This is a genomic window from Tessaracoccus sp. ZS01 (assembly GCF_022342445.1).
Lineage (GTDB): Bacteria > Actinomycetota > Actinomycetes > Propionibacteriales > Propionibacteriaceae > Arachnia.
Window position 1 is genome coordinate 20,074 of sequence record NZ_PQFE01000017.1, and the last position, 20,865, is coordinate 40,938.

At 67.2% G+C, this 20,865-nt stretch carries 10 protein-coding genes; 4 read left to right on the plus strand and 6 right to left on the minus strand.

Annotation, left to right across the window (positions count from 1 at the left end; translation table 11 throughout):
- Nucleotides 1–107: 107 nt before the first annotated feature.
- The 3 genes from C3E87_RS12405 to C3E87_RS12420 all read right to left on the minus strand — a co-directional run bounded on the left by C3E87_RS12405 (nucleotide 108) and on the right by C3E87_RS12420 (nucleotide 15,385).
- The gene (locus C3E87_RS12405) at nucleotides 108–9,146 is read right to left on the minus strand and encodes a SpaA isopeptide-forming pilin-related protein (protein WP_158069086.1); all 9,039 of its coding nucleotides are present in this window, start codon (nucleotides 9,144–9,146) and stop codon (nucleotides 108–110) included.
- Between the two features lie 677 nt (nucleotides 9,147–9,823).
- Nucleotides 9,824–14,236, minus strand: coding sequence for a DUF11 domain-containing protein (locus C3E87_RS14975; protein WP_076063370.1), 4,413 nt, complete (start codon nucleotides 14,234–14,236; stop codon nucleotides 9,824–9,826).
- Between the two features lie 402 nt (nucleotides 14,237–14,638).
- On the minus strand, nucleotides 14,639–15,385 hold the full coding sequence (locus tag C3E87_RS12420; protein WP_143571038.1) for a class F sortase: 747 nt from the start codon (nucleotides 15,383–15,385) through the stop codon (nucleotides 14,639–14,641).
- 179 nt (nucleotides 15,386–15,564) lie between these two features.
- Between C3E87_RS12420 and C3E87_RS12425 the strand changes: the two genes are divergently transcribed.
- The gene (locus C3E87_RS12425; protein WP_076063374.1) at nucleotides 15,565–16,005 is read left to right on the plus strand and encodes an Hsp20/alpha crystallin family protein; all 441 of its coding nucleotides are present in this window, start codon (nucleotides 15,565–15,567) and stop codon (nucleotides 16,003–16,005) included.
- Nucleotides 16,006–16,097: 92 nt separating this feature from the next.
- The gene (locus C3E87_RS12430; protein WP_076063376.1) at nucleotides 16,098–16,658 is read left to right on the plus strand and encodes a protein-L-isoaspartate O-methyltransferase; all 561 of its coding nucleotides are present in this window, start codon (nucleotides 16,098–16,100) and stop codon (nucleotides 16,656–16,658) included.
- A 12-nt stretch (nucleotides 16,659–16,670) separates the two neighbouring features.
- Here the strand turns inward: C3E87_RS12430 and C3E87_RS12435 are convergent, their stop codons facing one another.
- Complete coding sequence (locus C3E87_RS12435; protein ID WP_076063379.1) at nucleotides 16,671–17,618, minus strand: sugar-binding transcriptional regulator; 948 nt, start codon at nucleotides 17,616–17,618, stop codon at nucleotides 16,671–16,673.
- An 84-nt stretch (nucleotides 17,619–17,702) separates the two neighbouring features.
- On the opposite strand from C3E87_RS12435, the gene C3E87_RS12440 reads away from it, so the two are divergent.
- On the plus strand, nucleotides 17,703–19,313 hold the full coding sequence (locus tag C3E87_RS12440) for an alcohol dehydrogenase catalytic domain-containing protein (RefSeq protein WP_076063381.1): 1,611 nt from the start codon (nucleotides 17,703–17,705) through the stop codon (nucleotides 19,311–19,313).
- A 6-nt stretch (nucleotides 19,314–19,319) separates the two neighbouring features.
- Here the strand turns inward: C3E87_RS12440 and C3E87_RS12445 are convergent, their stop codons facing one another.
- Nucleotides 19,320–19,685 (minus strand): RNA-binding S4 domain-containing protein, encoded by a 366-nt coding sequence (locus C3E87_RS12445; protein WP_076063383.1) that lies wholly within the window; start codon nucleotides 19,683–19,685, stop codon nucleotides 19,320–19,322.
- 82 nt (nucleotides 19,686–19,767) lie between these two features.
- Here C3E87_RS12445 and C3E87_RS12450 point away from each other — a divergent pair, with 82 nt between their 5' ends.
- Nucleotides 19,768–20,457 (plus strand): SDR family NAD(P)-dependent oxidoreductase, encoded by a 690-nt coding sequence (locus C3E87_RS12450; protein ID WP_076063386.1) that lies wholly within the window; start codon nucleotides 19,768–19,770, stop codon nucleotides 20,455–20,457.
- Nucleotide 20,458: 1 nt separating this feature from the next.
- Here the strand turns inward: C3E87_RS12450 and C3E87_RS12455 are convergent, their stop codons facing one another.
- Nucleotides 20,459–20,788: a plasmid stabilization protein gene (locus C3E87_RS12455; RefSeq protein ID WP_076063388.1), complete on the minus strand. Its 330-nt coding sequence runs from the start codon at nucleotides 20,786–20,788 to the stop codon at nucleotides 20,459–20,461.
- Nucleotides 20,789–20,865: the final 77 nt, after the last annotated feature.

Here is a 20,865-nt window from a genome sequence, read left to right on the forward strand (position 1 = left end):
CCCCGCGCCATCAGGCGCGGGGGCGGTCCTTCTGATCCGTGGTGAGCGAACCAGGCGGGCCTCCGGGGCGGGATGGGGGGACGATACCCGCCCCGGAGACTCACAACTCAGCTACGCCGACGGCTCCTCGTCGCCATCGCGGTAGCTCCACCGGCCATCAGGAGCAGCGCGACACCGGTCAGGATGAGACCGGTATCGGTCCCCATGCCCGTCGGGTCGCCACTCTTGACGATCGGCTTCGGGGCCGGAGCGGGCCGCGCCGGCACCTGGTGGTCACTCTGGTCCGTGACCGGCGTGTCGTTCGGTGTCAGCCCCGTGACAGTCGCGACGTTGAGCACCTTGCCCGCCGCCACGTCTGCCGCGGTGACCACATACGCCGCCGAGGCGGTGCAGGTCGTCGACTGGCCGGCCGCGAGCTCGGTCACCGGGCAGGTCACCGAGATGCCCGCCGCCTTCAGCTTCGGATCATCGACCCTGACGTCGGTCAGCGTCGCCTCACCGGTGTTGGTCACCTTGAAGCTGTAGACGATCTTGTCGCCGAGCCGGACCGGGCCGGCAACGTCGGCGCTCTTCACGATCTCGATGCCGGTCGTCGGGGGAACGACCTCCGGAGACTCAACCAGGACGTCGTCCTCGTCGGTGACGATGTCACCGTTGGGGGCGGTGCCCTCGACGACCGCGATGTTGTGCACGAACCGCGCGTCGATGTCGCCCTGGCTGACGGTGTGCTTGAGCTCGATCAGGCACTGCTCCCCCGGAGCCAGCGACTCGGCGCACAGCACGTCTGTCAGGTCGAACATCTCGTCGCTGATCACCACGTCGGTCAACGTGACGTTGCCGGTGTTGGTGGCGAGGAGGTTGTAGGTGATGACCTCACCCACGACCACGTACTGCACCTTGTCCGCCGACTTGTCGAGCGAGATCGCCGGCAGCTGGTCAACCACGACGGTCTCGTCGTCCTCGTCGGTGGGCGGCGGGTTGTCGCCAGGAGGCGTACCCGTCGTCGTCGCGACGTTGACGATCTCGCCGGCGTCGAGGTCTGCCTGCGTCACCGTGTGCTCCAGCTCCATCGAGCACTGCTCGGAAGGGGCCAGGGATTCGGCGCACAGCGCGTTCTCGATGTCCAGCATCTCGTCGGAGACGACCACGTCGGTCAGCGTCACGTTGCCGGTGTTGGTCACCGTCAGCGTGTAGGTGACCACGTCACCGACAGCGTCCACCGACTCGACGTCAGCGGTCTTGATGATCTCGATGGCCGGGAATTGGTCCCCGGGCACGGTCTCGTCATCGTCATCGGTGACCGGCGGGTTCTCGCCGGGAGGCGTACCCGTGGTCGACGCCAGGTTGTAGATGCTGCCCGCATCCACGTCGGCCTGGGTCACGGTGTACTCGAAGCTGAGTTCACAGCTCGCTCCCGGAACCAGGGTCGCCGCACAGGCCGCGGCATCCACGGCGAGCATCTCGTCGGACACGGTCACATTGGTCAGCGTCACGTTGCCGGTGTTGGTCACCGTCAGCGTGTAGGTGACCACGTCGCCGGCCGCATCGTAGCTCGTCAGGTCCGCAGACTTGACGATCTGGATGGCGGGGGTCTGGGTGGCGGGCACCGTCTCGTCGTCGGTGTCGGTGACATCGTCGCCGGCCGGCGGGGTGCCGGTGGTGGTGGCGGTGTTGTCGACCGAACCGGCGTCGAGGTCTGCCTGGGTGACGCTGAAGGTGGCCGAGCACTCCATGGTCTCCTGCGGAGCCAGGGTGGCGCCCATCGCCGGCGTGCACTCCAGCGCGGAAAGGCCCTCGAGCGGATCCGTCACCTGGACATCAGTCAGGGTGACGTTGCCGGTGTTGGTCACCAGGAACGTGTACCTGATCACGTCATCGACCGCGTCATAGGTGGCCACGTCGGCCGTCTTGACGATGGAGATCGCGGGCGACTGGGTGGCAGGGACGGTCTCGTCGTCGGTGTCGGTCACCGGCTCACCGGCGGGCGGCGTGCCCTCGGTGGTGGCGGTGTTGTCCACGGAACCGTTGTCGAGATCGGCCTGGGTCACCGTGTAGGTGGCCGAGCACTCCATCGAGGCGCCCGGAGCCAACGTCGTCGGCTGCGCGGGATCACAGGTCAGTGCCGAGAGGTTCGGCAGCGGATCCGTGATGACCACGTCCGTGAGCGTCACGTTGCCGGTGTTGGTGGCCACGAACGTGTAGGTGATCACGTCACCGACCGCGTCGTAGGTCGCCACGTCGGCGTCCTTGGTCAGCTCGATCGCAGGCGACTGGGTGGCCGGGACGGTCTCGTCGTCGGTGTCGGTGACATTCTCGCCCTCCGGCGGCGTGCCGACGGTGGTGGCGGTGTTGTCCACAGAACCGGCGTCCAGGTCAGCCTGGGTCACCGTGTAGGTGGCCGAGCACTCGATCGAGGCCCCGGGCGCCAGCGTGGTGGGCTGCGCGGGATCACAGGTCAGTGCCGAGAGGTTCGGCAGCGGATCCGTGATGACCACGTCGGTGAGCGTCACGTTGCCGGTGTTGGTGGCCACGAACGTGTAGGTGATCACGTCACCGACCGCGTCGTAGGTCGCCACGTCGGCGTCCTTGGTCAGCTCGATCGCAGGCGACTGGGTGGCCGGCACCGTCTCGTCATCCGAGTCCGTGACATTCTCGCCCTCCGGCGGCGTACCGACGGTGGTGGCGGTGTTGTCCACAGAACCGGCGTCCAGGTCAGCCTGGGTCACCGTGTAGGTGACCGAGCACTCGATCGAGGCCCCGGGCACCAGCGTGGTGGGCTGCGCGGGATCACAGGTCAGTGCCGAGAGGTTCGGCAGCGGATCCGTGATGACCACGTCCGTGAGCGTCACGTTGCCGGTGTTGGTGGCCACGAACGTGTAGGTGATCACATCACCCACCGCGTCGTAGGTCGCCACGTCGGCGTCCTTGGTCAGCTCGATCGCAGGCGACTGGGTGGCCGGCACCGTCTCGTCATCCGAGTCCGTGACATTCTCGCCCTCCGGCGGCGTACCGACGGTGGTGGCGGTGTTGTCCACAGAACCGGCGTCCAGGTCAGCCTGGGTCACCGTGTAGGTGACCGAGCACTCGATCGAGGCCCCGGGCACCAGCGTGGTGGGCTGCGCGGGATCACAGGTCAGTGCCGAGAGGTTCGGCAGCGGATCCGTGATGACCACGTCCGTGAGCGTCACGTTGCCGGTGTTGGTGGCCACGAACGTGTAGGTGATCACATCACCCACCGCGTCGTAGCTCTCAACATCAGCCGTCTTGACCAGCAGGATCGCCGGCTCGACGGCAGCCGTGACTGTCTCATCGTCCGTGTCGGTCACCGGCTCACCCACGGGCGGGGTGCCCTCGGTGGTGGCCAGGTTGTAGACCGAGCCGGCGTCGAGATCCGCCTGCGTCGCCGCGTAGGTCGCGGTGCAGGTCATGGTGGCATCCGGTGTCAGGGTGGAGCCCTGGACCGGCGCACAGACCAGCGCCGAGAGGCCCGGCAGCGGATCGGTGATCGTCACATCAGTGAGCGTCACGTTGCCGGTGTTGGTGGCGACGAAGGTGTAGGTGATCACATCACCCACGGCGACGTAGGTCGCCACATCCGCCGTCTTGACCAGGTCGATGTCGGGCAGCTGGGCCGCCGGCACCGTCTCGTCATCCGAGTCGGTCACGTCGTCCCCAACCGGCGGGGTGCCGGTGGTGGTGGCGGTGTTGTCCACCGAACCGTTGTCCAGATCAGCCTGGGTCACCGAGTAGGTCGCCGTGCAGGAGATCGAGGCACCCGGAGCCAACGTCGTCGGCTGGGCCGGAACACACGTCAGGTCCGAAAGCCCCGGCAGCGGATCAGAGATCTTCACGTCTGTGAGCGTCACGTTGCCGGTGTTGGTGGCCACGAACGTGTAGGTGATCACGTCACCGACCGCGTCGTAGGTCGCGACGTCGGCGTCCTTGGTCAGCTCGATCGCAGGCGACTGCGTCGCCGGCACCGTCTCGTCATCCGAGTCCGTGACATTCTCACCCTCCGGCGGCGTGCCGACGGTGGTGGCGGTGTTGTCCACAGAACCCGCGTCGAGATCGGCCTGGGTCACCGTGTAGGTGGCCGAGCACTCGATCGAGGCCCCGGGCGCCAGCGTGGTGGGCTGCGCGGGATCACACGTGAGGCCCGACAGGCCCGGGAGCGGATCCGTGATGACCACGTCTGTGAGCGTCACGTTGCCGGTGTTGGTGGCCACGAAGCTGTAGGTGATCACGTCACCCACCGCGTCGTAGCTCGCCACATCGGCATCTTTGGTCAGCTCGATCGCGGGCGACTGCGTCGCCGGCACCGTCTCGTCGTCCGAGTCGGTCACCTCGTCACCAACCGGCGGGGCGCCGGTGGTGGTAGCCGTGTTGTCGACGGAACCGTTGTCCAGGTCGGCCTGGGTCACGGCATAGGTGGCGCTGCATTCCATAGTCGCGTTCGGCGCGAGGGACGAGCCCTGGACCGGAGTGCAGACCAGCGCGGAGAGGCCTGGCAGGGGGTCTGTGACGGTGACATCGTCGAGCGTCACGTTGCCGGTGTTGGTCACCTCGAACGTGTAGGTGATCACATCACCCACCGCGTCATAGGTGGCCACGTCGGCGGTCTTGACGATCATGATCGCCGGCTCGGTGGCCGCGGTCACGGTCTCGTCGTCCGTGTCGGTGACCTCGTCGCCCACCGGCGGGGTGCCGGTGGTGGTGGCGAGGTTGTACACCGAGCCGCCGTCGAGGTCGGCCTGGGTCACCGCGTAGGTGGCCGAGCACTCCATGGCGGCACCCGGAGCCAACGTCGTCGGCTGGGCCGGGACGCAGGTGAGCCCGGACATGCCGGGAAGCGGATCGACGATGGTGACATTGGTCAGCGTCACGTTGCCGGTGTTGGTGGCCACGAACGTGTAGGTGATCACGTCACCCACCGCGTCATAGCTCGCCACATCGGCGTCCTTGGTCAGCTCGATCGCAGGCGACTGGGTGCCGGGGACGGTCTCGTCGTCGGAGTCGGTGACATCGTCGCCGACCGGCGGGGTGCCGGTGGTGGTGGCGGTGTTGTCCACCGAACCGTTGTCCAGGTCGGCCTGGGTCACCACGTAGGTGGCAGTGCAGGTCATCGAGGCTTGCGGAGCCAACGTCGCGGGCTGGGCCGGATCACAGGTCAGTGCCGAGAGGCCCGGGAGCGGATCCGTGATGATCACGTCTGTGAGCGTCACGTTGCCGGTGTTGGTGGCCACGAACGTGTAGGTGATCACGTCACCCACCGCGTCGTAGGTCTCCACATTCGCCGTCTTGACCAGATCGATGTCGGGCAGTTGGCTGGCCGGCACCGTCTCGTCGTCGGAGTCGGTGACATCGTCGCCGACCGGCGGGGTGCCGGTGGTGGTGGCGGTGTTGTCCACCGAACCGTTGTCCAGGTCGGCCTGGGTCACCACGTAGGTGGCAGTGCAGGTCATCGAGGCTTGCGGAGCCAACGTCGCGGGCTGGGCCGGATCACAGGTCAGTGCCGAGAGGCCCGGGAGCGGATCCGTGATGATCACGTCTGTGAGCGTCACGTTGCCGGTGTTGGTGGCCACGAACGTGTAGGTGATCACGTCACCCACCGCGTCGTAGGTCTCCACATTCGCCGTCTTGACCAGATCGATGTCGGGCAGTTGGCTGGCCGGCACCGTCTCGTCGTCGGAGTCGGTCACCGGCTCACCGGCAGGCGGGGTGCCCTCGGTGGTGGCGGTGTTGTCCACAGAACCCGCGTCCAGATCGGCCTGGGTCACCACGTAGGTGGCCGAGCACTCCATCGAGGCTTGCGGAGCCAACGTGGTGGGCTGGGCAGGCGTACAGGTGAGGTCCGACAGGCCCGGGAGCGGATCAGAGATCGTCACGTTCGTGAGGGTCACGTTGCCCGTGTTGGTGGCCACGAACGTGTAGGTGATCACATCACCCACCGCGTCATAGCTCGCCACATCGGCGTCCTTGGTGAGCGAGATGGCCGGGAACTTGTCGCCGGTGACCGTCTCGTCGTCCGTGGCCGTCACATCCTCACCCGCCGGCGGCGTGCCGGTGGTGGTGGCGAGGTTGTAGATGGAACCACGGTCAAGGTCGCTCTGACCGATGGTGTAGGTCGCAGTGCAGGTCATGGTGGCATCCGGCGCCAGGGTGGAACCCTGGACCGGGGCGCAGACCAGCGCCGAAAGGCCCGGCAGCGGATCAGCGATCGTCACGTTGCTCAGGGTCACGTTGCCGGTGTTCGTCGCCACGAAGGTGTAGGTGATCTCGTCACCCACCGCGTCGTAGGTGGCAGGATCAGCCGACTTGACCAGCGTGATCGCAGGAGATACATCGGCCGGGACGGTCTCGTCGGCGGTGTCGGTCACATCGTCGCCCACCGGCGGCGTGCCGGTGGTGGTGGCGGTGTTGTCCACCGAACCGTTGTCCAGATCGTCCTGGGTCACCGAGTAGGTGGCCGCGCAGGTCATGGACGCTTGGGGAGCCAAGGTGGTGGGCTGGGCAGGCGTACAGGTGAGGTCCGACAGGCCGGGCAGCGGATCCTCGATCGTCACGTCCGTGAGGGTCACGTTGCCGGTGTTGGTGGCCACGAAGGTGTAGGTGATCACATCACCCACCGCGTCGTAGCTCTCCAGGTCGGCTTCCTTGGTGAGCGAGATCGCCGGGAAGCGTTCTCCGGTCACCGTCTCGTCGTCATCGTCCGACACCGGGTTGTCCGAGGGATCGGTGCCGGTGGTGGTCGCGGAGTTGTAGATGCTGCCCGCGTCGAGATCGAGCTGGGTGACGGTGTGTGTATCGGTCACCGTGCAGGATGCGCCCGGAGCCAGCGTTGCGGCGCAGGGCTCGTCCACGAGGCCGAGCATGGCGTCATCGATCGTCACGTCCGTGAGGGTCGACTGGCCGGTGTTGGTCGCGACGAGCGTGTAGGTGATGACGTCCCCGACAGCGTCGTAGGTTGTCGGCAACGCCGTCTTCGTGAGGGTGATGTCCGGCACGCAGAGGGTGGCCTTCGCGCTGGACGTCTGCTGCGTCTCCGTGATGGTGGCGGTGTTGGTGTACACCTTGCACGCGTCGGCCTCAGCGTCGGCCGCGAGGTTGCGGGTGTAGCTGAACGTGGCCGTCAGGCCATCCACAGTGGCGTCGGGAGCGGTGATCGAGCCGCCGCCGGCTGCCGCGGAGACGGTGCCGAGCGGGCTGGTCGCTCCGCCGAAGGTGTCGGTGACGGTGATGGACTGGTTGACGCGGGCGCCGGCCGAGAACGCATAGTTCGCGGTGCCGGTGGTCGTGGCGTCATCCGAGCCGGTGGGGTAGGCGGTTGCCCAGTTGGCCTTGCTCACCCTGAGGGTGGCGGTGTTGGTGCCGCTGAGCGGGATGTCGCCCAACTGCCCGTCACTGGTGCACGTGTAGTTGTACGTGGTGGTACCAACGGGCAGGTCGAGGTTGCCGGTGCCTTCGGCCACGCCGGCGACGGTGCAGTCCATCCCCGGGGCCAGCTGATCGGTCAGGGCGACCTTCATGGCGACATCCGGGTTGTTGACGGTGATGACACCGCTCAGCGAGTAGTTGGAGCGTTGCACTCCGGCCAGCGAGACGTCGACGTCGTAGCCGGCGACCACTGGAGCGGTGCCGTCGACGTGATAGGTGACCTCCTTGACGCCGTCGATGGTCTTCTCGATGGCCCACACGTAGGTTTCGGTGAACGTGGCGACGGCGGTCTTGGACACCGTCGGCACCTGCGGATCTGCGAACTGCAGGGTGGCACCGGCGCTGAGCGTGACCGTTGCGGTCTTGGTGCGGTCTGCGGCTGCGGGGAGCAGGTAACCGGTGGGCGGCGTGATCTCCTCGACGGTGTACTGACCGTTCTTGGCCTCGTTGAACTTGATGATGCCGGCGGTGGCGGAGTCGTCGCCCGCACCGTTGTCGGTGATGGTCACGGACGCCACGCTGCGGTTGCGCGGATCCGGCGAGATCCGGAAGGTGGCGCCCCCGATGAGGTCACCGTCCATGTCGCGCTTCTCGATCTGGAAGCTGGGGCACGGGTTGACGTCGATGGGGCCGGTCAGGAAGTCCTTCAGAGCGGAGCCGAGGGTGGCAGCCGCCGTGGAACGCAGGTACATCGAGTTGAACGCCAGGCGTCCGCACTCGACCTCGCCACCGCCTGGGACCAGCGCGCTCAGGTTGAAGGTGAACTCGGCAGTGTCGCCCGAGGTCTTGTATGTGAAGGCGCTGCTCGGGACGGTGATCTGGACCCACGAGGAGCCGTTCCACTCGTAGACGACGGGCTGGGAGAAGCCTCCGTTGGTGGACGTGGTGAACGCGAAGCGCAGGTCGCCGACAGTGCGGTTGGGGATGGGCGTACCGTTGCCGTTGACGGTGTTGGGCGCCTGGTTGAGCTCCAGGTAGAAGCCGCCGTCGCCCTGGCCGGAGAAGCGGTTGAAGCCGAAGTAGAGGATGGGGTCGCCGTTGACGTACGCCACGTCGACGCCGGCGCTCACGAGGTCGGTGCTCTGACCGGTGCCGCCGAACTCCTGCTGCCAACTGCTCAGCGCGCCGTCCTCCTTGGAGCCCTGGGTGAACATGTTGTCCGGCGAACTGCCACAGGCGTCGTCGACGTACTCGGGAGTGCCGGACCAGGCGATGGGCGTGAACCGGTCGCGGATGCAGGTCGCGGTGGCGAGCACGCCGATCTCGGCTGCAGGCGCCACCTGCGCCTCCTGCAGGAGGGGGGCCTCGGGCGCCGCGGGCTCGGAGGCCGCGGGCTGCGCCGTCGTGGGATCGGCCTTCGTGGGGGCCGTCTGGGCCGGCTTCTGCGTCACGGGCTCGGCCGTCTCCGCAGCGGGAGCAGAGGGTTCAGTGGCCGGGGCAGGCTCCTCCGTCACCACGGGCTCCGGCGTGGTCTCCTCGACCACCTCGACGGGGACCGGTTCGGCGCTGGCCGGCTCCTCCGACGTCGCGGCTTCCGGCGCAGAAGAAGACGCTGGTGTCTCCTCCGCCGTTACCTGGACTGTTGTCGGGCTCTCCGCCGCCACTTCGCTGAGGGTCACGGAGCCCTCCGCCAGCGCGATTGCCGCCGGCGATTCGGGTTGGGTGCTCTCGGTATCGGCCTGGGCACCCAGGACCCCCATCAGTGGGAGCACCAGGATGAATGCGGACCAGGTGGAGAGAAGCCTCCACGTACGGTTCCGCCACGAATGATGACTTGTGGTGTGCGACTGCCCAGGCATGTGACTTCCTCTTTCGGATCTCCTGGGGAGCAGCGGCTCTGCGCGCCTTCTGCTTCCCCGGGGATGGCCGAGGGAGGTCACTTCGAATTCAGGAGGAAAGCGGCCACGGATCTGGTGACAACCAGTTCCACACAACCGTCCCCCGAGGTCGAAAGGTTCCCCCCTTGTTACCCCTTAGGAGGCACTGTAGGGCACCTTTGCGTTTCTGTCTCGGAAAAAACGTAAGGAAGTTTCTATTTTTCAGACCACTCAGGACTTTCACAGGATCCGCAATGCATCCGCCGCCCGGCCCCAAACCCTCGCATTCAGGCGTAGAACACACCCGGGCGCCAAAACCGGAGAAAGACACGCGGTCGAGCCCCGCGAAGGCTGTCACCCGTTTAGCCGACACGTACCTCCGAATTACGCAACGCATTTACGTCCCGTAAGTTACTTTTGTCACTGAGCCTCCCGCCGTGACTCTTGTCACAGTGAACCGCCCCTGCGTCAATAGACGCAGGGGCGGCCCTGTTCGATCCAGTCGAGGCCGGACCCGGCAGTCCTCCCTGGAGGGACGGGGGGGACGGACCCTACCCGGGAGGTTTCACGCCTCAGCTACGGCGACGCTTCCTGCCTGCCATCGCCGCGGCACCGCCGGCCAGCGCGAGGAGCGCCACGCCGGTGAGGACCAGCCCGGAATCGGGACCGGTACCTGTGGGATCACCACTCCTGACCATCGGCTTCGGAGCCGGGGCCATGGGGCGCGGGGCCGGTGCAGGGGTGGGCTCTGCCGGCACCTGGTGATCGTCCTGATCCGTCACGGGCTTGTCGTCAGGCGTGAGGCCTGTCGTCGTCGCCAGGTTGAGAACCTTGCCCGCCGCCACGTCGGCGGCCGTGACCACGTAGGCCGCAGTTGCGGCGCAGGTGGTGGATTCACCCGGATCCAGCTCTGTCACCGGGCAGGTGACGGAGATACCCGCAGCCATCAGCTTGGGATCATCGACGCGGACGTCGGTCAACAGCGTCTCACCGGTGTTGGTCACCGTGAAGCTGTACATGATCCGGTCGCCGAAGCGGACGGGGCCAGCCTTGTCGGCATGCTTCACCAGGTCGATCCCAGGCGTCAGGACGGGCTCGGACGGGGTCGGAGCCTCGACCAGGGCGTCGTCCTCGTCGGTCACGATCTCGTCATCCGGCGCCGTTCCCTCGACCACGGCGATGTTGTGGATGAACTCGGCATCGAGATCCGCCTGCGTCACTTCGTGCTTCAACTCGATGACGCATTCCTCCCCCGGAGCCAACGACTCGGCGCACAACGCGTCTTCGACGCCGAACATCTCGTCGTCGATGACCACGTTGGTCAGCGTGACGTTGCCGGTGTTGGTGGCCAGCAGGGTGTAGGTGATGATCTCGCCAACTTCGGCGTATTCCTCGCGGTCAGCCGTCTTCACCAGCGAGATCGCCGGATTCTGGTCACCCGGAACCGTCTCGTCATCGGTGTCGGTCACATCCTCACCCTCCGGCGGCGTGCCGACGGTGGTGGCGGTGTTGTCAACGGAACCGTTGTCGAGGTCTGCCTGGGTCACCTCATAGGTGGCCGTGCATTCCATCGACTCCCCCGGAGCCAACGTGCCCGGCTGCGCCGGATCACACGTCAGGTCCGAAAGGCCCGGCAGCGGGTCGGTGATCGTCACATCGGTGAGCGTCACGTTGCCCGTGTTGGTGGAGACGAACGTGTAGGTGATGAGGTCACCCACCGCGTCGTAGCTCTCCACGTCGGCCGTCTTGACCAGGTCGATCGCCGGGAACTGGTCGCCGGTGATGGTCTCGTCATCGGTGTCGGTGACATCCTCACCCTCCGGCGGCGTGCCGACGGTGGTGGCCATGTTGTAGACCGAGCCGGCGTCGAGATCCGCCTGCGTCACCGTGTAGGTGGCGGTGCATTCCATCGACTCCCCGGGGTCAAGCGTGGTCGGCTGCGCGGGATCGCAGACGAGCGTGGACATGCCCGGCAGCGGGTCGGTGATCGTCACATCTGTGAGGGTCACGTTGCCGGTGTTGGTGGCCAGGAACGTGTAGGTGACGAGGTCACCCACTGCGTCATAGGTCGCGACGTCCACAGTCTTGACCAGGCTGATCGCCGGCATCTGCTCTGCAGGCACGGTCTCGTCATCGGTGTCGGTCACATCCTCACCCTCCGGCGGCGTGCCGACGGTGGTGGCGGTGTTGTCAACGGAACCGTTGTCGAGGTCTGCCTGGGTCACCTCGTAGGTGGCGGTGCATTCCATCGACTCCCCCGGAGCCAACGTGGCCGGCTGGGCCGGATCACACGTCAGGTCGGAGAGGTCCGGCAGCGGGTCCGTGATCGTCACACCGGTGAGCGTCACGTTGCCCGTGTTGGTGGAGACGAACGTGTAGGTGATCACGTCGCCCACCTCGTCGTAGCTCTCCACATCGGCCGTCTTGACCAGGTCGATCAACGGGAGCTTGTCGCCGGTGATCGTCTCGTCATCGGTGTCGGTCACCGGCGGGCCGCTCGGCGGGGTGCCGACGGTGGTGGCCACGTTGTAGACCGAGCCCGAGTCGAGATCCGCCTGCGTTACCGCGTACGTGGCGGTGCACTGCATCGACTCTCCCGGATCCAGCGTCGTCGGCTGCGCGGGAACGCAGACGAGGGCGGACAGGCCGGGTAGCGGATCAGAGATCGTCACGTTCGTGAGGACGGACTGGCCGGTGTTGGTGGCCAGGAAGGTGTAGGTGATCACGTCGCCGACCGAGTCGTACGTGGTGGGCGAAGCGGTCTTGGTCAGCGTGATGTCCGGCACACAGACCGTGGCCTCGGTTTCCGAGGTCTGCTGGGTCTGGGTGATGGTTGCCGTGTTGTCGTACACCGCGCACTCGTCGCCCTGGGTGTCGGGCGCGAGGTTCCTGGTGTAGGTGAACGTCGCCGTCGTCCCGGACACCGTGGCGGTGGCCGTGGTGCCCACTGCGGTGACCGCGGTGCCGGCGTCATTGGCCGTGACGGTGCCGAGCGTGGTGGTCGAGCCGTTGAAGGTGTCGGTGACGGTCACGCTCTGGTTGGTCTTGGTCGACGAGGCGAACATGTAGTCGGCCGTGGCGGTGACCGTGGCATCATCTGCGCCGGTCGGGAACGCGGTGGCCCAGTTCGCCTTGCTGACCTTCAGCGTGGCGGTGTTGGTGCCGCTCAGCGGAACATCACCCAGCTGCCCGTTGCTGATGCACGAGTAGTTGAAGGTGCTGGTTCCGATGGGCAGCTCGACATTTCCGGTGCCGGCGGCCACGCCGGTGACGGTGCAGTCCATGCCCGGAGCCAGCTGGTCGGTCAACGAGGCTTTCAGTGCGACATCCGGGTTGCTGACGGTGATGACACCGGTCAGTGAGTACGCCGAGCGCTGCACCTCGACGAGCGACACCTCAACCTCGTAGTTGGCGACGACCGGGGCCTCGCCTCCCACGTGGTAGGTCACTTCCGTCTCACCGTCGACGGTCTTCTCGATGGCCCACACGTAGGTCTCGTGGAAGGTGGCGACGGCGGTCTTGGTCATGGTGGGGACCTGCGGGTCGACGAACACGACGCTCACGTCGTCGGTCAACCCGACGGTGACCTGCTGTGTGCGGTCCGCCAGGGCGGGCAGCAGGAAGCCGGTGGGCGGCGTGATCTCTTCGATCGTGTACACGCCGTTCTTGGCCTCGTCGAACCGGATGATGCCGAGCGTGTCGGAGTCGTCGCCCGCGCCGTTGTCGGTGACGGTCACCGAGGCGATGCTGCGGTCACGCGGGTCAGGCGAGATGCGGAAGGTCGCGCCTCCGACGAGGTCGCCGTCCATGTCACGCTTCTCGATGTCCAGGCCAGGGCAGGCGTCGACATCGACAGGCCCGGTGAGGAAGTCCTTCAGCGCGGAGTTCGCCGACGACGAAGCCGTAGAACGCAGGAAGAGGGAGTTGAACGACAAGCGGCCACACTCGACCTCGCCGCCGTCGGGAACGAGCGCCGTCAGGTCGAACGTGAACTCGGCGGTGTCGCCACTGGTTTCGTAGGTGAAGGCCGAATCAGGGACGGAGACCTGCACCCAGCTGTCGCCGTCCCACTCGTAGACGGTGACGCTCGAGAAGCCGCCGCCGGTGGACGTGGTGAACGCGAACCGCAGGTCGCCCACCGTGCGATCAGGCACCACTGCGCCCTGATCGTTGACGATGTTCGGCTCCTGGTTCAGCTCGAGGTAGAAGGCACCATCGCCCTGGGGCGAGTAGCGATTGAATCCGAAGTACAGGATGGGATCACCGTCGACATAGGCGATGTCCACCGCTGCGCTGACGAGGTCCGTGCTCTGACCCACACCGGCGTTGTCCTGGGTCCAGGTCGACGGGGGATCCGGCTCCTGGGAACCCTGCACGAACACGTCGTCGGTGTCGTTGCCACAGGCGTCGTAGACGAACGACGGCGAACCGCTCCAATCGATGGGCGTCACAGCGTCCCTGTTGCAGTCGTCGGTGGCCAGGACGCCGATCTCGGCTTCCGGGGCGGCGAGCGGTGCGGTTTCGTCGAGCGCGGGAAGATCGCCCTCAGGAGCAACGGCGACCGACGGGGCCGCCTCTTCCTTCACGGGCTCTTCCGGTGCGGCCTCTTCGGCGGGAGCCGGCGCTTCTTCAACGGGCGCCGCTTCCTCGACCACGGGGGCCGGCTCTTCGCTCACCGGTTCCGGCGCCGGTGCGGGAGCCGGCTCTGGTTCGGGCGCGGTCTCCTCAACCACCTCAACGGGCACCGGCTCCTCTGCCTGCGGTGGCGCTGGCTCTTCGAGCGGCGGCGCCTCTTCACTCACTGACGGTTCCGGCGCGGCTGGAGTCTCCTCCGGCGCAGCCTCCGTCAGGGTCACGGTGGGGGATTCCTCGGCCATCGCAGCGACGGCGGAGGTCACCTCCCCCGTTGCGTCAGTATCGGCCTGCGCTCCGAGCATTCCCATCAGCGGGAGTACGAGGATGAACGCGGACCAGGTGGAGACCACTCTCCACGTGCGGCTTCGCCATGGAACATGGCCTAATGTGTGCGACTGCCCAGACATCAATCTTCCCCACTTCGGTCTGCGGGGGCCGCGGCAATCGGCGCCGCAGCTGCCCCGGGATCGGCCCGGGAGGCGTGTGTCGAACGTCGGGGAATGACCGTTGTGTCAGTAGATGTCCCCCACGATGGACGGTGCCCCCCTTTAAACCCTTGTTCAGCACCATATGCCACGCCGGGGGCGTTTGTCGCCACCTTTTAGTAATGAACTTTCAGGCAATTCCTTACGTGCCTGCGAAGTATTGAGCGGCTGGTCAGCGCATTGATCAGGGGCTTGGCGGACGCAGATGAGCCATGGCCGGAAACAGACATCGCGCTCACTGCCGCTACTTCACGGAGTTACGCCTGGCTACGACACCGGAACGGCGGTCACGACGATGTTGTCGGAGTAGATCCAGCCGCGGCTCGTCCGGATGAAATCCCCACCGCAGGTCACCAGGTGGAGCCGGCGTTCGCCGTCTGTTGCGAAGAGCCTGTCCGGGAGTTCGGTCTGGCGGTACAGGTGCACGCCGCTGACCACCCACTCCTGGCGTCGGCCCCGGTCGTCCCAGGTGCTGATGCTGGCGCCCGGTTCGACCTCCCCCAGGTAGTAGAGAGCGCCGCGGTCCCCGCTGTAGACGACATGGCCGGCGAGGAGAGTGGACCCGGTGCCGGCCCGCAGCGGCTGGACGGTGTTGAGAAGGCCCACCTTCGAGAGGTTGCGCGGCAACGTCATGGCGTTGTCCGCGGAGACTCCCTGGTTCACAATGCCGGCATCCACGTAGATCGACGGGATCTGGAGTCGACTGACGAAGCTTCCGCCACCGTCACCATCGGCCGGAGGTTCCTCGACCGGCTCGGTACGCACGAACGGCCCCAGTTCAGCCTTGGCCTCTTCCTCGATCACGAGCGGCTCGACGTCGGGGGCCGCCGACGGCCTGGCCGCGATGGCCTCCTCGGCGCTCATGGAGAACTGCCGGCTGGGTTCCGGGGTCTCCTCCGGCGGACGTTCCTGGAGCCCGGACCAGACGAGGTACCCACCGCCCATGGTCAGTGCCACGGCGAGCAGCACCCACAGGCCTGCCCGCCACCCCCTGCGGCGCGTCGCTCCAGTCACCAACCCAGCCTAACGCGGGGAGCGAAGCGCGACAGTCGCCCAGACGGAGGGAACGAAGTCAGACGGAGGGAACGAAGTTGAGCGCGGTTGACTCAACTCGGACTTGACTACCGACACGCACGGATTAAACTTGAGTCCAAGAGGCTCAACCCAGAGCTGCACACAGAGAAAGGGAAACCATGGCACGCACGTTTGATCCGTTCCGCGACATGGAGCGCCTGTTCGAGCAGCGCTCCACCTCCCAGCCGGGCATGAACATGGATGTCTATCGTTCGGCCGATCACTTCGTGGCCGAGATCGACCTGCCTGGCGTTGACCCGTCGAGCATCGACATCGACATCGACGACCGCACGCTCACCATCCGCGCCGAGCGCCAGAGCAAGGCCGCGGAGGACACCCAGTGGCTGACGCGGGAGCGCGCCACCGGGACGTTCGCCCGCCAGTTGATGTTGGGACGCGGCATCGACGCCGGCAAGATCGAGGCCGACTACACCGACGGCGTCCTCACCGTCATGCTGCCGGTGGCTGAGGAGTCGAAGCCGCGCAAGGTGTCCGTCGCCCATTCCGGCGGTCAGCGCGAGATCCGCTCGGAAGTTGTCGAGGAGGGCAGCGAGGGCTGATCCCTCCTGCTGGAGTTGCCACGGGGCGCCGCACACCACGTGCGGCGCCTCTTTGTCACCCCCTGCGCAGCGCGACGGGGCAGACTGGAGACATGACGAAGCTCGACGACGCATTCGACGTGGTGGCGCGCGCCGACTTCCTGCCGCCGAAGGTCAAGCCCTTCGCTGATCTGGACAGGGCGCTGGCGATCGGTCACGACGCGACCAACTCGCAACCCTGGACGGTGCGCTACATGCTGGAGCATCTGGACCCGCAACCCGGAGACAAGGTGCTCGACGTGGGCAGCGGCTCGGGCTGGACCACCGCCCTGCTCGCCTACCTGGTGGGTGAGAGCGGCTCGGTCGTCGGCGTGGACATCGTGCCTGAGCTGGTGCAGATGGGTCGCCTGCACATGGACAACCGGTTTCCGTGGGCGCGCTTCGAGGAGGCGGAGGAGGGTGTGTTGGGCTGGCCCGAATCTGCGCCCTACGACCGGATCCTGGTCTCGGCCGACGGCGGGAGCGTTCCGGAGGACCTGGAGGCGCAGCTCGCCCCCGGCGGCCGGATGGTGCTGCCCGCGTCGCAGCGCATCATCATCGTGGCGAAGGACGCCGACGGGAAGCTGACGCGCAACGCCGCCGCCGGGATGTTCAGCTTCGTGGAGTTGCGGTAACCGGCTCGGTACTCAGCCGGCGAGGAGCGCCTGCGCGGTGGGCTCGTCGGTGACCAGGGCCGTGATGAGCCGGCCGCGGATCGCGCCGCGGATGGCGCCCACCTTCTCCACACCGCCGGCGACCCCGACGACGTTGCTCATCTCCCGCAACTCGTCCAGCCCCAGTCCGATGCGCCGCTCGGACCACGGGGTGGCGACCACCCGGCCCTCCGCGTCGTACCACTCCCCCAGCATGTCGCCCACCGCTCCACGCGCGGCGAACCCGGCCACCTCCTCGTCGGTGGTCACCCCCGCCAGGACAGCTGATCCGCCGGGGGTCGCCGACCCCATCCCCGTCAGCGTCACGACGGCGGACCGGGCCAGGTCCAACACCTCGCGGACAGCCTGCTCGTCGGCCAGCGCGCTGGCCATCTCGGCGCTCGAGACCAGCAGCGGTGCGGGCACGGTGCGCAGCCGGCGCAGCACCCCCGGGGAGCGGGTGAGCACGTCGTCGATCCCGCTCAGCTCACCGGCGCAGGCGACGAACTGCACACCGTCGAGCGACTCCTCGGACAGCTCGACCAGTGCACGGGCCACCGAATCGCCCCAGGAGACGCCGACGACGGCGCCGGGGTGCAGGTGTCGCCTGGCGTAGGCGGCCAGCGCGGCGGCGACGCGCTCGTTGGTGCGCTCGCGCGAGAGCCTGCCCTCAGCGGTGGGGACCACGATGACGTCGGTCAGCCCAGAGGCCTCTTTCAGCCTGGTGGCCAGCTGCATGGCGGCGAGGTACTGCGAGTCCATCTCGATGCGCACGATCCCGTGCTGGCGGGCCGCTTCGAGTAGCCGGCCGACGGTCTGGCGCGAAACGAACAGCCGCTTGGCCACCTGCGCCTGTGTGAGGTCGTCCTCGTAGTAGAGCCAGGCGGCACGCACGACGAGGTCGAGGTCGTTGGGCGTGGGGGTCAGCACCTTGGTGAGCATATGCCCAGTTCGCGCGGACAGCCTTCCTTCGGACGGCAACGCGCCTAGATTTGATCCGTAGCACTCAGAGAAAGGGTGTCCCTCGTGACCCAGATTCCCGCCCTGCAGCATGCCATCCAGTTCGTCGGCGTCGACGAGATCGTGCTGAACACCGAGAAGCCCGTCGACGAGGTCGGCCCGCATCAGATGCTCCTCCAGGTGGAGGCGTGCGGCATCTGCTTCTCCGACACCAAACTGCTCCACGCCTTCGACTCCCACCCCCGCAAGGCCGAGGTGGTCAAGGGCATCGACCTCGACGCGCTGCCGGAGATCCCGTCGTACCACCCCGGCGCCGCTCCGGTGGTCCCGGGGCACGAGCCCGTGGGCCGCATCGTCAAGGTCGGCGACCAGGTGACCCACTTCGCAGTGGGCGACCGAGTCCTCGTGCAGGCCGACTGGAAGCACCTGCGCACCGCCAAGTCGAACGGCGCCTTCGGGTACAACTTCGACGGCGCCCTGCAGGAGTACGCCCTCATCGACGAGCGCTGCGTCGTGGCGCCCAACGGTGAGGAGTTCCTGATCCACGTCTCCGACGGCCCGTCCGCGGCCGCGGTGGGTCTCATCGAGCCCTGGGCCACCGTCGAAGGCTCCTACGCGTGGGCAGAGCGCGACCATCTCAAGGACGGCGGTCGCCTCCTGGTCGTGAGCGACGGCGAGCCCACCGGGCTGGACGCGCTCACCTCGGCACACGTGCCGGCAGAGACCGTCTCCGTGACTCCGGGCGAGGTCGCCTCGCTCGAGGGCCAGGTGTTCGACGACATCATCTACTACGGCTCAGACCCTGAGGTCATCGAGGCCACGGCGCCGCTGCTCGGCACGCGCGCCACCTACTGCCTGGTCCTCAGCGGCGGGACGATCGGCCGCAAGGTGGCCCTCGACATCGGCCGCGTCCACTACGACTTCATCCGCTTCGTCGGCACCACCGGCGACGACCCGGCCGACGGCTACGCCTGGGTGCCGGCCAACGGCGAACTGCGCGCCGGCGACAACGTCGCCATCATCGGCGCAGCGGGCCCCATGGGCATGATGCACACCATCCGCGCCGTCACCTCCGGGGTGGAGGGCATCCGCGTCACCGGCACAGACCTCAGCGACGACCGGCTGACGCACCTGTCGCGCACCGTCGATCCCATCGCCGCCGGCCGTAGCGTGCCGATCACCTACGTGAACACCGGCGACGAGGAACTGCAGCACGGTTTCACGCACATCGCGTGCATGGTGCCCGTCCCGGCCCTGGTCAGCCAGGCCGTGGACCTCGCCGGCGAAGGGGCGATCCTCAACGCCTTCGCGGGCATCCCCGCCGGCACCCTGGGCGACTTCGACCTCCAGGGCATCGTCGAGCGCCGCATCTTCATGCTGGGCACCTCAGGCTCGGATGTCTCGGACATGCGCACAGTGCTGCGCAAGATCGAGGAAGGCATCATCGACACCCACATCAGCCTGGACGCCGTGACCGGCATGAAGGGTTTCCAGGACGCGATCGACTCGGTGATGAACCGCACCAGCGGCGGCAAGATCATGGTGTACCCGATGCTGCACGACCTCGAGCTGACGCGTCTGGTGGACATGCCTGAGAAGCTCCCGCATGTCGCCGCGAAGCTGAACAACGGCGTCTGGACCAAGCAGGCCGAGGAGGCGTTGCTGGCCGGCGCCTAGCCGACTCTAGTGGCCGCGGAGCTGCTCGATCGCCCGGCGTTCACGCTTGGTCGGGCGGCCGGCTCCGCGGTCGCGCACCGCCACGCGGCCCACCATCTCCGGGATGGGTGGCGGCTTCTCGGGCGTCCGGTCGATGTAGGCGGCCTGCGCCAGCGGCGCGCTGACCCGCTTGGCCAGACCGGGGTCCACCACCTCGAGGATCTTCTCGTCCTGGTCCTTACGCACCCGGATGACCTGGCCCGCCACCACATGCTGTGACGCCTTGGGCAGCAGGTCGTTCACCCTGACATGCCCGCCGCGCACGGCCGTCGTGGCCAGCGAGCGGGTCTTGTATACGCGCACCGCCCACAGCCAGGCATCCAGTCGGGTCATGCGCTGATCCTAATCGCCCGGTCAATGGGCCTCGGGGAGGCCCGGTACGGTGGCGACGAGAGACCTGCCAGAAAGGAACCCCATGACCAGAAAAGCCATCGTCACCGGCCACAGCAAGGGCCTCGGTGCCGCGCTCGCCTCGCAGTTGGAGGCCGACGGCTGGGCCGTCCTCGGCGTGTCGCGCTCTGCCGGCGCCCAGGTGGACCTGGGGTCGGCGTCGGAACTGGAAGCGTGGCTGGAATCCGGCGCACTCGCGGAGTTCCTGGCGGGCGCCTCGGACATCATCCTGATCAACAACGCGGGGGCGGTGTCGCCCATCGGCTTCGTGGGCACGCTGGACCCGGCGGAGATCGAGCGGTCGGTCAACGTCAACGTGACCGCTCCCATCATCCTGACCGACGCCGTGGTGCGGCTGCGTACCGCTGGGGCGCCTCTGCGCGTGGTGCACATCAGCAGCGGGGCGGCGCGCCGCCCCCACGCCACGTGGAGCACCTACTGCGCGGGCAAGGCCGCCGTCGACATGCACGCCGTGGCGCTCGCCGAGGAGAACCTCGAGGGCGTGCGCGTGGCCTCCATCGCCCCGGGCGTGGTGGACACCCAGATGCAGGAAGCCATCCGCGGCACGGACTTCCCGGCGCGAGACCAGTTCCAGGCACTGAAGGACGAGGGCCGTCTGTCATCGCCAGACGAGGCGGCCCGCAGGATCATCACGCTGCTCAACCGCGCAGACTTCGGCGAGAAGGTCATCGCGGACGTCCGCGACGCCGGCTGATTCACTTCTTGTCGACTGCCTTCTCCAGCTCCGCCTTGTTCATCTTCGAGCGGCCCTCAATGTTCTTGCGCTTGGCCTCTTCATAGAGCTGGTCCCGGGTACGGCCACCCGGCCCCTTGTGGGAGCGGAGGCCACCGCGTCGGCCTGACGAGATGTCCTCCCGGGACAACCTGCTGGATTCCTTCGCCTCGCCTGCCCGAGCGCGCTCCTTGTTCACTGTGCGGGCGGCGATCTCCTCAGCCGTGTCCTCGTCCTCGCCGCGCTCCTCGAGGCCCTCCTTGATGTGCTCGTACTGCCGTTCGCGCTTGGCGCTCCATGCCTTGGGGCTCATCTCCACCTCCTGCTCGGGTCCTTCAACGCTACGGCGGCGTTCCACGTCCGGCTACCCCCTTTAGCGCGGGCCGACGG